Below are 13,458 nucleotides of genomic sequence, written 5' to 3'. Positions count from 1 at the left end.
AAAGAAAGTGTAGCAGGTTCAACAATTACATCTAAAGAATCATTTACTGATGATAAATATACTGCAGATTTTGCAATAAATTTATCAGTGAAAGAATTAGGAAATGTTTCAGTAACTGCTAATGGATCAAGCGCTAAGAGTGAAGTTAAGGAAGTTGCAATTCCATCAAATTCAGTAAAGCTTACTCAGGAACAATTAATGAATATATTAACTCCAGCAGAAAATCAACAAACTGCTCAAAATACTGCAGCTTAAATATAAAATGAATTTTTAATACTTTATGTCTCCCTGTAGAAAATACTATGTATTTTCTACAGGGAGTTTTTTGTTGTACAGAAAATTATGAAATACAGATTTTTTAATTAAAATGTTTGAACATGTTGTATTGAACACTGAAAGGTGTTAATATAAACTTGTTCAAAAAATGAACTTAAAATGTAACAGAAAGGAAAGTTATATGAAAAGAGTGAAAACAGCTGTTATATTAGCAGCTGGAATGGGAACAAGATTATATGATGTTACAAATGATTTGATACCTAAGGGGTTTCTTGAGCTAAATGGAAAAACTCTTATTGAAAGGTCTATAGAAAAACTTAGAAGTATAGGAATAGAAAAGATATATATAGTTACTGGTCATTTAAATGAATTTTATGATGAACTGAGCAAAAAATATAATTTCATTGAAACAAGAAGGAACAGACGTTATAGAACAACAGGAAGCATGACTTCATTATCTGTATTGGAAAAAGAATTAGATGAAGATTTTCTCTTATTGGAAAGTGATATTGTTTATGAAGTTTATGGACTTATTAAAACAGCAGCGTTTGATAACGATGACTGTGTTTTACTGAGTGGCAGGACTAATTCTGGAGATGAATGTTATGTTGAGGTAAAAGATAACAATCTTTATAAAATATCAAAAGATAAAAATGAAATTAATGAAGTATATGGAGAGTTGGTTGGGATATCAAAAATTTCACTGGATTTGTATAAAGATATGATTAAAGCATATAGAAATTTTATTGATGAAGAAAAATTCAGCACTGAAAATGATAATGGAGATATTAAAGTAACAGCAAAATACGACTATGAAAATGCAATTTTTGATGCAGCTCAGAATAGAAAAGTAGGTTATCTTAAAATTAACGATCTTATGTGGGGAGAAATTGATAATAAAGAACAATTAGAACGGGTAAGAGAAATTGTTCTTCCAAAATTAGAATCAATGAATGTATAGAATTTAGGAGGAGGAGAAAAGGATGAAAAAAGTATATATGGCAATGAGTGCGGATATAATTCATCAAGGACATTTAAACATAATAAATAAAGCAAGAAAATTGGGAGATATAATTATTGGTCTTCATACTGATGATGTTATAAGAGGATATTGGAGGAATCCAATAATGAAATATGATGAAAGAAAAGAAGTAGTTGAAAATATTAAGGGAGTAATAGAAGTTATACCACAGAATACCCTTGATCAGGTTGAAAATATATTAAAGATAAAACCAGACTATGTAGTTCATGGAGATGACTGGAAGGAAGGACAGCAGAAAGAAATAAGAGAAAATGTGATCAAGGCATTGAATGAATATGGTGGAGAACTCATAGAATTTCCATATACAGAGGGAGTATCCATATCAAAATTAGATGAAAAAATTATGGAAATAGGTACAACACCTCAGATGAGAATGAAAAGTCTTAAAGAATTGATATATTCTAAAAGCCCTGTAAGGATATTAGAGGCTCATAATGGTCTTACAGGATTAATTGTAGAAAAAACTAAGATTGAAAAGGATGGCAGAATAAGAGAATTTGATGGAATGTGGATAAGTTCATTATGTGATTCAACTGCAAAAGGAAAACCAGATATAGAACTTGTAGACCTTACATCAAGACTTAATACAATAAATGATATTTTAGAAGTTACAACAAAACCTATAATAGTTGATGGAGATACAGGTGGACAAATAGAACATTTTGTTTATACAGTAAAGACTTTAGAAAGACTTGGAGTATCAGCCATCATTATTGAGGATAAGACTGGACTTAAAAAGAATTCTCTCTTTGGAACAGAGGTAAAGCAGACACAAGATTCTATAGAACATTTCTGTGACAAAATAAGAGCAGGAAGAGAAGCAAGAGTGACAAGTGATTTTATGATTATTTCAAGAATAGAAAGCCTTATTGCAAAAGCTGGTATGGAAGATGCAATGAAGAGGGCAAAAGCTTATATTGAAGCAGGAGCTGATGGAATAATGATTCACAGTAAAGAAAAGGATGGAGCAGAAATAATAGAGTTCTGTAAGAGATATTCTCAGTTAGAAAACAGAGTTCCTTTAATTGTAGTGCCAACATCATATAATTTTATGAGAGAAGCACAGCTTGTAGAGCTTGGGGTTAATGTGATTATTTATGCAAATCATCTTATAAGAAGTGCTTATCCTGCAATGGTAAATACTGCAAAAAGTATATTAGAAAATGAAAGATCAAAAGAAGCATCAGAAAATTGTATGCCAATAAAAGAAATCTTGACTTTGATTCCTGGTGGAAAGTAATATATTTCAATTGACAATGAAGGATAAAATTTTTTAAAGATTTCTTTAATTGTTGATATTTCATGATTACAATTTCATATGGGTTACACCTATAGTATACATACTTATTTTGCATTATATTATATGTTAAATTATTTTTGATTTTTATACGAATATAAAAAATTCTCAATTATATGGTTTTATTATAAAAACATATATGATAGAGGATCTAGCAATACTTTTTAAGGAAAATATGTATGTATGTTTAAGTAAAATGTGTAGATTTAAGGAGATATAAAAAATTAATTATGGTTGATGTTAAGAATTTTTATAACAGTCTTAAAAATAATGAAATAGAATTTTTTACAGGAGTGCCTGATTCATTATTAAAGTCATTTTGTGCTTATATTAAGGATAACGAAAATAGTGATAAAAATATAATTGCAGCCAATGAAGGAAATGCAATAGGAATAGCAAGTGGATACTATCTTGCTACAAATAAAATAGGGCTTGTATATATGCAGAACTCAGGTATTGGAAATGCAGTAAATCCTCTTGCATCTCTTAATGATAAACTTGTATATAATATTCCAGTATTTATTTTAGTTGGATGGAGAGGAGAGCCAGGTAAAAAAGATGAACCACAACATAAAAAACAAGGATTGATTACATTAGAAACTTTGGAATTATTGGGTATAAAATATGCAGTAATTGATGAAAATACATCAGATAAAGAAGCTGACGAAATGATAAAAAATGCATGTGAATATATGAAGGAAACTGGAAGTCCTTACAGCATAGTTGTTAAAAAAGGTGCTTTTTCACAATATGAATTGAAAAATAATATGAATCCTCATTTTGAAATGAGCAGAGAGGAAGCACAGGAAATAATATTAGATAATATGTATGAAAATTCAATTATAGTATCAACAACAGGGATGATATCAAGAGAATTATTTGAGCTTAGAGAGAAGAAGAATGAGAAGCATAATAAAGATTTTCTCACAGTTGGTTCTATGGGACATGCTTCTCAGATTGCTTTGGGAATAGCTTTATCAAACAAAGAAAAAAACACATATTGTTTTGATGGAGATGGGGCTATGATAATGCATTTAGGTGGTGCTGCAATTATAGGAAGTCAGAAACCTAAAAATTTTAAGCATATTCTATTTAACAATGGAGCACATGATTCTGTTGGTGGACAGGATACTGTAGGATTGGAAGCAAATCTTCCATTAATAGCAGAAGCCTGTGGATATAGAAAAGTTTATTCATGTGATAAAAAAGAAAATCTTATAAAATATATTGATGAAATGAAAAAAATTGATGGGCCTGTGTTATTGGAAGTAAAAGTTAGAAAAGGCGCAAGAAAAAATCTAGAAAGACCTACAAAAACACCAATAGAAAATAAGAATGCATTTATGGAGTTTTTAAAATTATAATCATTATAATTCATTAATTATGTACAAATAACAATTTACAATGAATGATAAAACTTTTGTAAGATTTTTTGATTATATGTATTTTAATATGAAACATATATAAATTTGTTGACAGGAAAATTTTGAGAGGTATTTAAATACAAATAGGGTTGACAGTGTATCTATAAAAGATTTTAATGACTAAGAATTTGTAAATAACTTTTGAAGATAGTAAAAGCACAGTCTAAGAAGCAGATTTTTTATGAGTTATATTTGGTGAAATGTTGATATGTTTATAAATATCTTAATTACAGTATGGTGATTGAGAGTGTAAATTAAGAAGGGGAAATGTTGATTATGATTAAGAGGAATATATTATTAAATCCTGGTCCTGCAACAACTACAGATAATGTAAAATATGCACAGGTTGTTCCAGATATATGTCCCAGGGAAGAAGAATTTGGGGAAGTTATGGAGTTTATTTCTAAGGAGCTTACAAATTTTGTTGGTGATAACGAAAGATATACAACTATATTGTTTGGAGGTTCTGGAACAGCAGGAGTTGAATCTGTAATTAGTTCTGTTATAGGGGATGATATTTTACTTGTATTAAATAATGGTGCCTATGGGGAAAGAATATGCAGTATGGCTGAAGTATATAATCTTAATTACATAGAAGTTAAAGGATCATCTGTAGATGGAATAGATTATATTAAACTTGAAGAGATTATAGATTCATATAATAGCAAATGCAAAGATTTTGAAAGTATTATTCATGATGCCAATGGTTTAATAGGAAAGTATAATATAAAAGATGGAAAGAATATAAAGAAAATAAGTCATGTTGCGGTAATTCATCATGAAACTACAACAGGTATTCTAAATGATATAGAGAGAATCGGAAAAATATGCAGAAATCACAATGTAGAACTTATAGTTGATGCAATGAGTTCTTTTTGTGGAATACCAATCAATATGGAGGATATGAATATAAAATATCTTATATCGAGTTCCAATAAATGCATACAAGGAATGGCAGGAGTAAGTTTTGTTATTGCGCATAAAAGTTCTTTAATAAGTACTAAAGATATAAAGCCAAGAAACCTCTATTTAAATTTATACAGACAGTATGAGTATTTTAATAAGAACTACCAGATGAGGTTTACACCACCAGTACAAGTATTATATGCATTAAAAGAAGCAATTGTTGAAGCCAAAAAAGAAACAGTAGAAAAAAGAAATAAAAGATATATAGAGTGTTGTGAAATATTGTGGAATTGTATAGAAGAATTGGGATTGAAAATACTTGTTCCAAAAGAAAAATCATCGATGCTTCTGACTACAATAGTGGAACCAGAAACAAAAAAATATACTTTCAAATCACTTCATGATTATTTATATGAAAGAGGATTTACTATTTATCCTGGTAAAATATCAAGTAATAATACTTTTAGAATTGCTAATATAGGAGATATATATCCTGAAGATATGATAAGATTCACAGAGGTCTTTAAGGAATTTATGATTAAGATAATGGAAAATTAAAAAAATGTGTATTTCATAATTATAATTTTAGAACAATACAACTCAACATATAAAGTTAATCTATATGTTGAGTTGTTGTTTTACCTAGAAATATTATTCAAAATTAAATTACATCTGAAATTTATTTAACACATATAAAAAACAAATAAATCATATAGAGATTTTACTAATCATATTGTTAATTGCTTAATTTACAATATATGAAACAAAAGAGCTGTCGTACTAAAAATAGTGCGACAGCTCAATGCAGGTATCATTAATCAAGCTTTAATGATACATTAAATCTACAAGGATTGTAGTATCCATCGAATATTTTCCATCCTTTAAAGTCTTCCTTCTTGTATAAAAGATGAGTGTCTCTGTGTGATGTTACAGGAAGATCTCCTATAAATATTGCTTTTTTTGCAACTCTTTTAAGTTCTGCAATTGCTTGATTTGCGTATTCCATATTTGGAAAATAATGAAATGCCCCAAAGCAAAATACTTTGTCAAAAGTTTTATCCTTAAATATTAAATTATTTGCTTCACCTTGAATTACTGAATTGTGAAGTATTTCTATATGTCTCTGAACTAATGTGCTTGAATAGTCAATACCAACATATTGTGCACATTTTATGTATTGAGCTAGTCCACCAGCACCACATGCAACTTCTAATACAGTATCAGTTTCTTTTATATCAAGTTCTTTTATAATATTTTCAGCGATTTGTTTTACATTAGCAGTGGTATCTTCATAACCATCGAGTTCTGTTAAATCATTTGTTTTGCCACGACCTTTTCTTTCCCATACTTCTTTCCAATAAGACATATCTTCCATAACGTCTTCCTCCCAATATATTCATACTTAAAGTTCATTTATTGAACAATAATATATTAACATTGTTCAATGTTCATTTCAATAAGTTCATTGTAAAAATATGTATTTGTGTTGAGCGGTTAATATAAATACGTATTTTTTGTTATGCAGGTATCAAAAAAATAAATTTTTACAAGATTTCATTAATAATAAAGTTAGAATTTGACAATCAATTATAGTAAAAAGTAACAAAATAGTTAAGATGTTAAGATTAGTTGTATATTATGAGATATAGTATTTTTCTTAGATAGAAGAAACTTTGGAAAAAATATTTGCAAAAATTTCTTAAAAAGAAACAAATTTTTCAAAAAAATATTTTGAAAATTCAATATAATGGTGTAAACTATATAATAAGGTTGTAGACTAAAAAAAACCAAACATTATACCAAAGGGGTGCTATAGAATGTATAAAATAGTAAGCAAAAAGGAGTTAACAGGCAATATCTATTTAATGGAAATTGAAGCTCCAAGAGTAGCAAAATCTGCAAAGCCAGGTCAATTCATTATTATTAAAAATAGTGAAAAAGGTGAAAGAATTCCTCTTACAATTGCAGATTATGATGAAGCAAAGGGAACTGTTACAATAGTTTTCCAGACAGTAGGTAAGAGTACAAAAGAATTAGCAACATATGAAGCTGGGGAATGTGTTAGTGATTTTGTAGGTCCTTTAGGACAGCCTAGTGAATTTATCAAAGAAGATTTAGAAGAATTAAAAAAGAAAAAACTTATCTTTATAGCAGGTGGAGTTGGAGCTGCACCAGTATATCCACAAGTAAAATGGATGAAAAAACATGGAGTGGATGTTGATGTTATATTAGGAAGCAGAAATAAAGATTTACTTATATATGAGGAAGAATTAAAGGCTGTTGCTGGAAATCTTTATGTTACAACTGATGATGGTTCATATGGATTTAAAGGAACTGGATCAGATATGCTTAAAGAATTAGTTAACAACCAAAACAAAAAATATGATCACGCTGTAATAATTGGACCAATGATAATGATGAAATTTACTTCAATGTTAACAAAAGAATTGAATATTCCAACTACAGTAAGCTTAAATCCTATAATGGTAGATGGTACAGGTATGTGTGGTGCATGTAGAGTCACTGTTGGAGGAGAAGTTAAGTTTGCATGTGTTGATGGACCAGAATTTGATGGACATTTAGTAAATTACGATGAATCAATGAGAAGACAAGCTATGTATAAAACTGAAGAAGGCAGAGCTGTTTTAAAATTTGAAGAAGGAGATACTCATAGTCATGGTGGCTGTGGATGCAGAGGTGATAAATAATGAATATGAATGAAAGAATGATAAGAGTACCTGTAAGAGAACAGGATCCAAAGGTAAGAGCTACAAATTTTGAAGAAGTTTGTTTAGGATATAATGAAGAAGAAGCAGTAAAAGAAGCTTCAAGATGTTTAAATTGTAAGAATCCTCAATGTAGAAAAGGATGTCCAGTATCAATTGATATTCCAGGATTTATTGCAAAAGTTAAAGAAAATGATTTTGAAGGTGCTGCAAAAGAAATTGCTAAATATAGTGCACTTCCAGCTGTATGTGGAAGAGTATGTCCACAAGAAAAGCAATGTGAAGGAAAATGTGTACTTGGAATTAAAGGTGAAGCAGTAGCAATTGGTAAACTTGAAAGATTTACAGCAGACTGGGCAGCAGCTCATGATGTAGATTTAAGTGCTAAGGAACCAAGCAATGGAAAGAAAGTTGCAGTAATAGGTTCAGGTCCTTCAGGATTAACTTGTGCGGGAGATTTAGCTAAGAAGGGTTATGAAGTTACAATATTTGAAGCACTTCATAAAGCTGGTGGAGTTTTGGAATATGGTATTCCAGAATTCAGACTTCCAAAGGATAAGGTTGTTGCAAATGAAGTTAAGAACATAAAGAAGCTTGGAGTTAAGATTGAAACTAATGTTATAATAGGAAGAACTATAACAATAGATCAATTATTTGAAGAAGAAGGATTTGAAGCTGTATTTATAGGTTCAGGTGCTGGTCTTCCAAGATTTATGGGAATCCCAGGAGAAAATGCTAATGGAGTATTCTCAGCAAATGAATTCTTAACAAGAGTAAACTTAATGAAAGCTGCTAATGAAGAGTATGATACTCCAGTAAGAGCTGGTAAGAAAGTTGCAATTGTTGGTGGTGGTAATGTTGCTATGGATGCTGCAAGAACAGCATTAAGACTTGGAGCAGAAAGCCATATTGTATACAGAAGAGGTCAGGAAGAGCTTCCAGCAAGAGCTGAAGAAGTACATCATGCTAAAGAAGAAGGAGTTATCTTTGATGTATTGACAAACCCTAAAGAAATCTTAGTTGATGAAAATGGATGGGTTAAAGGAATGGTATGCGTTAAAATGGAACTTGGTGAACCAGATGAATCAGGAAGAAGAAAGCCAGTAGAAGTTCCAGGCTCAGAATTCACTATGGATGTTGATACAGTTATAATGTCACTTGGTACTTCACCAAACCCATTAATTTCTTCAACAACTGAAGGATTAGAAATTAATAAGAGAAGATGTATTGTTGCAGAGGAAGAAACTGGTCTTACAACTAAAGAAGGTGTTTATGCTGGTGGAGATGCAGTTACAGGAGCTGCTACAGTAATCTTAGCTATGGGTGCTGGTAAAAAAGCAGCAGCAGCTATTGATGAATATCTACAAAAATAATATTAAAAAATAGGTTTATATTTTGATTATTTATAAATCGTGATATGCTCCCATTTATGATAAACTTATGAAATATATGAAAAGTTTTATCATAAATGGGAGCCTTTTTATTTAAGATATTTTTTGAAAATTATGCAATTATACTTGGATTAAATCAGATTAATATAAAATGAATTTTAGTTGTTTATATATTCTTTTAAGGTGTTATGTATAATGCTTGAAAAATTAATATAAAAATGTAATAATTAAAGTAATTAATGGTAACATACTATGAAATGAATAGTTTTATATTAAATTAATATTTGATTCATTGACTATTGTTGGCAGCATTAGTAAAGAGTTATCATTTAATTGGTAAAAATATACTTTGAATTGAACTATATAAAGTATGTAGTAGTTTCACACATAAGAAATAGTCATTGTTCTAAATTGAAAGACAAAATGTGAGAGAAACAAGAAAAAAATAAATAATAATACAAAGAAAACTTTATATTTTGGGAGGGGTAGTAGTGAAAGTTTCGTTAAGGGCAAAAATTATGGCAGCGTTTTTTATTCTCATAGCATTTCCAATGAGTTTATTTGGAATTGTATCATATAATATGGCTTCACGGTCATTACAAGAATTAACAAAGTCACAATTAGAACAGCAGGCAGATGATGTATCTAAGTTGATAGAAAAATCAATAGATTCTGTAAGAGGAGAAGTAGAGTTAGTAAGTTTAAATGAACAGCTTGCAGATTTTATACAAGACAGTTCATCAACTGCAAATATGGATACTGCATTTGAATACATAAATCAGGTTCAAAAGAGTAATAAAGATTTTATGGAAGTGTTGATAGTAACTGATTCCACAGGAAAAGTGTTAATAGATACTCAAACAAAAAGTCCAACTATTGATTTAGGTGATAGAGATTATCTAAAAGAGACTTTAAGTAATGGAACTACAGCTGTAAGTGAAGTATTGAATTCAAGATTTACAGGGAATCCAGCTATATTTATTTCAACACCAATAAAAAAAGATGATACAATAATAGGAACAATAGTTGGAAGTATTAAATTTTCATCTATATCAAATTATGCATCAGATGTTAAGATTGACGAAGATGGATATGGATATATGGTAGATAAAGATGGACTTATCATAGGGCATCCTAATGAAGATAAAATATTAAATGAAAATATATGTGATAGTGAGAGCGAAAGCCTTAGAAATATTGCAAATGGAATGGTATCAGGAGAAGTTACAGAAGGATTTTATACTGATTACCAAGGAATATATAAATATGTAACCTTTAAACCTGTTGACAAATGGGTAGTAGCAATAACTGCATCTTATGATGAATATATGGCTTCTGCAATAGCAATTAAGAAAAATACTATTATTTATGTTATCATTTCAATTGTAATAGCAATGATTTGTTCATATTTATATTCAACTAAATGTATAGTAAATCCGATTAAATATATTGAAAGTTTGATGAAAAGAGCAGGTGAAGGAGATCTTACTGTAACTGCAGAAGTGAAACTCAATGATGAAATAGGAGGACTTGCCAAGTCTTTTAATGCGATGATAGAAAGTCAGGATGAAATAGTAAAAAGTGTTATTGGTGCTTCAAAGCAGTTAGAAGAAGCTTCTAATCATCTTGCATCATCTTCACAAGAAATAAGTGCTACAACAGAAGAAATAAGTGCTACAGTTGATAATGTATATGAAGCATCAGAAAAACAAAATCAGTCAGTAGTGGATATATCTGAAGTTCTTGTACAGTTATCTAGTTTGGTACAATTGGCACAATCTAGAGCTAAATCTACAGATTCTAATGCAAACAAGACAAAGGAAGTTGCAGATTTAGGAAGACAAAAAGTAGAACAGACCGTAAATGCGATGAATAGCATAAGTGTAGAAAGTAATGAGACATCAAAAGTATTGAAGGAAGTTAATGAGCTGTCAGTAAAGGTCAGTGGTATAATAAATACCATAAATTCTATTGCTGAAGAAACAAATTTACTTGCTTTAAATGCAGCTATAGAAGCAGCTAGAGCAGGGGAACAAGGAAAAGGATTCAGCATAGTTGCTGAAGAAGTAAGACAATTGTCAGAAGAAACAAATACAAGATCTAAAGAAATTACAGAACTTGTTTCAGAAATGGTTGAACAGACTGGAAATGCAGTAAAAGCAATGGAAAGGGCAAATTTAGAAGTAGAAAAAGGTGTAACAGTAGTTAATGATACAGATGAAGCCTTTATTAATATAATAAAATCTATTGAAATTATAGTTAAACATGTTGAAGAAATACTTGATATTACAAGTGACGAAGTTGCATCTTCAGATAAAGTTGTATCTCTTATAAATGATATAGCAACTATATCAGAAAGCAACAGTGCAGAGTGTAAAAATGTAGCGCAGGCAACAGAACAAGAAGCAGATGCAATAAATAACCTTACAGCAACAGCAGAAGAAACAAGTGCTATGTCAGAACAGTTAACAAAGCTTGTTGAAAAATTTAAAGTATAAGGGGCAATATAAATGAATAACTATAGTTTAATGGTTGTACCTAAAGACTTTTGTATTGATGAAGCTGCAGATTTTAAAGAAAAGGTTAGTAATCTTATTGAAAATAATAATGTTGATTTTATTTTTGATTTCAGTAAGTGTACTTTTATAGATAGTACAGGCCTTGGAGCATTAGTATCTATATATAAAAAGTGTATTGAAAAAAATGGTTCTCTAAAACTTAGATATATTAATTTAGAAATTAATAAGTTGTTTAAACTGACAAAACTGGATGAAGTTTTTGACATAGAACAATAGAGGAATATACTATTGATAGAGTTTGATGATAATTAAAAAATTGTTGTCAGACTCTATATTAGTATAGGGATTAAAAGGATAAACTTGGAGAAGAAAATTTGGTTTGTTCATATGAGGAGGTATTAGTATTGGAGAGAAATGTATTCTTGGAAAACTTGCTGGTGAAGAGTCTAATCCAGATGTAGTTAATATAGCTATAGAAATTCTTGAAAATAAAATTAAGAAAGCTAGTAAAAATAATAAAAAAACTAATCATTGAAAAGGAAAAATGTGCATTAAAAATATTAATATGTTATTTGACAGAGTGTATTTAATAATATATAATCAAAAATGCAAGATATATTAAAACTGAATATGCATTTAAGTTTTTTATAAACCTGGGGGTGTTTTGGCTTCGACGGGGGCATGAAAGATTTATTAAGCGAGTCGAGGGAAGCATGAATCCTCGTAAATAAAGTATGCATTAAATGTAAACGCAGAAGATAATTTTGCATTAGCAGCTTAATTTAACGCTGCTCATCAGCCCGGGCTGCCCACGGTCTGGATCACTGGTGTCATTAGAGTGGGACACGAAGCCTGGCAAAGCTTTGAGCCAGAGGGGTATTTATGAAGCTACTGATAGTGTAAGCCTGTTCATGGGCGTGCGCTTGAGGGAATTTTAAAACATGAACTGCACTCGGAGAAAGATAATGGCGTCGGCTTTCGGACACGGGTTCGACACCCGTCACCTCCACCAAGACAAGTCACAATCGTATCGGTGATAACTTCATCATCATAGATAGTGACTTTTTTTATATAATTTTGAATAACTTTTTTCTGTTCTTCTAAACTTTTAGTTTTTATATCACTATCTTTAGATAAATATTTTTTTATCATGTCTTCAGATGGAGAGTTTAATTTAGATTCTCTTTCAGCTTCAGTGATTCTTATAATCAGAGTATTTTTTTGAGATTCCAGTTCAGTTAATTTTTCCTTCATAATAGGATTGTATAGTCCATTAGCAACTGCTTCAACAATATTATTAATTTTTATATCAATATCTTTTAACTGTTTTTTATATGAATTTATATCTTTTAATATTTCTTTGTTCTGTTTTTGTGTATAAGTTAATATTTCATTAGTTACTTTGTTGATAACATTTGGGGAAAGAATATTATCATATAAATCATTTATAACTATTTTTTCAACTAAAGATTTATTTATTGCTTTCATATCACATTGCTTAGTCCTTTTTCTATTAGAACATTCATAAGTTTCATATAAAGTCTTATTTCGACCAGAATGTCGGCTGTTACCTGTCATGGCCGAGCCACATTTACCACAGTATATTAATCCGCTTAGAAGATATATTTTTTTAGCTTGTGCAGCTCCACGGAATCTTTTATTATTATCCATTTTCTTTTTCACCTCATTCCATATTTCATCATTAATTATTTTAGGCATTCCATCAGGAATTCTTATTATTTCATCACTTGCTTTTAATTTGTGTGAATTTCTTTTTCCATTTTCTTTTTTTGATGATTTGTTAAATACATAGACACCATTATATTTTTCATTAGTTAATATAGTGTAGAGGCTGTTTTTTCCAAAAGCTTTACCAG

Annotated in this window: 9 protein-coding genes, 1 other RNA gene and 2 pseudogenes; 10 read left to right on the top strand and 2 right to left on the bottom strand. The window is 29.8% G+C overall.

Translation table 11 applies throughout. From position 1 onward, the window contains the following. From Q0F58_RS13120 to Q0F58_RS13100, 5 genes and pseudogenes are all read left to right on the top strand, one after another. A pseudogene (locus Q0F58_RS13120) lies at positions 1–255 on the top strand (hypothetical protein); the annotation flags it as partial. A gap of 202 nt (positions 256–457) precedes the next feature. Then, positions 458–1,237 carry a phosphocholine cytidylyltransferase family protein gene (locus Q0F58_RS13115; RefSeq protein ID WP_294377347.1) on the top strand — a complete coding sequence of 260 codons (780 nt, stop codon included), beginning with the start codon at positions 458–460 and terminating at the stop codon, positions 1,235–1,237. A gap of 22 nt (positions 1,238–1,259) precedes the next feature. After that, positions 1,260–2,558 carry a phosphoenolpyruvate mutase gene (aepX, locus tag Q0F58_RS13110; RefSeq protein WP_294377345.1) on the top strand — a complete coding sequence of 433 codons (1,299 nt, stop codon included), beginning with the start codon at positions 1,260–1,262 and terminating at the stop codon, positions 2,556–2,558. Positions 2,559–2,845: 287 nt separating this feature from the next. Continuing rightward, positions 2,846–3,979, top strand: a complete 1,134-nt coding sequence (gene aepY, locus Q0F58_RS13105) for a phosphonopyruvate decarboxylase (protein ID WP_294377342.1) — start codon at positions 2,846–2,848, stop codon at positions 3,977–3,979. A 339-nt stretch (positions 3,980–4,318) separates the two neighbouring features. Further along, positions 4,319–5,503, top strand: coding sequence for an aminotransferase class V-fold PLP-dependent enzyme (locus tag Q0F58_RS13100; RefSeq protein WP_367118189.1), 1,185 nt, complete (start codon positions 4,319–4,321; stop codon positions 5,501–5,503). A gap of 256 nt (positions 5,504–5,759) precedes the next feature. On the opposite strand, the gene Q0F58_RS13095 is transcribed toward Q0F58_RS13100, so the two are convergent. Continuing rightward, positions 5,760–6,320 carry a class I SAM-dependent methyltransferase gene (locus tag Q0F58_RS13095; RefSeq protein WP_294377335.1) on the bottom strand — a complete coding sequence of 187 codons (561 nt, stop codon included), beginning with the start codon at positions 6,318–6,320 and terminating at the stop codon, positions 5,760–5,762. A 442-nt stretch (positions 6,321–6,762) separates the two neighbouring features. Here Q0F58_RS13095 and Q0F58_RS13090 point away from each other — a divergent pair, with 442 nt between their 5' ends. From Q0F58_RS13090 to ssrA, 5 genes are all read left to right on the top strand, one after another. Continuing rightward, entirely contained in the window at positions 6,763–7,653 is an 891-nt protein-coding gene (locus Q0F58_RS13090) for a sulfide/dihydroorotate dehydrogenase-like FAD/NAD-binding protein (protein WP_294377334.1), read from the top strand. After that, entirely contained in the window at positions 7,653–9,044 is a 1,392-nt protein-coding gene (gene gltA / locus Q0F58_RS13085; protein WP_294377331.1) for an NADPH-dependent glutamate synthase, read from the top strand. Before Q0F58_RS13090 ends, gltA begins: the two co-directional genes overlap by 1 nt. Before the next feature lie 509 nt (positions 9,045–9,553). Then, positions 9,554–11,560, top strand: a complete 2,007-nt coding sequence (locus tag Q0F58_RS13080; protein WP_294377329.1) for a methyl-accepting chemotaxis protein — start codon at positions 9,554–9,556, stop codon at positions 11,558–11,560. 12 nt (positions 11,561–11,572) lie between these two features. Then, positions 11,573–11,857, top strand: a complete 285-nt coding sequence (locus tag Q0F58_RS13075) for an STAS domain-containing protein (RefSeq protein ID WP_294377326.1) — start codon at positions 11,573–11,575, stop codon at positions 11,855–11,857. Between the two features lie 379 nt (positions 11,858–12,236). Next, positions 12,237–12,593: a transfer-messenger RNA gene (gene ssrA / locus Q0F58_RS13070) on the top strand. A gap of 437 nt (positions 12,594–13,030) precedes the next feature. Here the strand turns inward: ssrA and Q0F58_RS13065 are convergent. Then, positions 13,031–13,458 (bottom strand): annotated as a pseudogene (locus tag Q0F58_RS13065) (recombinase zinc beta ribbon domain-containing protein); the annotation flags it as partial.

Origin of the sequence: uncultured Clostridium sp. (assembly GCF_934754915.1) — a bacterium.
Classification (GTDB): Bacteria; Bacillota; Clostridia; order Clostridiales; family Clostridiaceae; genus Clostridium.
Note: the sequence above shows the minus strand (reverse complement) of the source record. Positions and strands in the feature narration are given on the sequence as shown.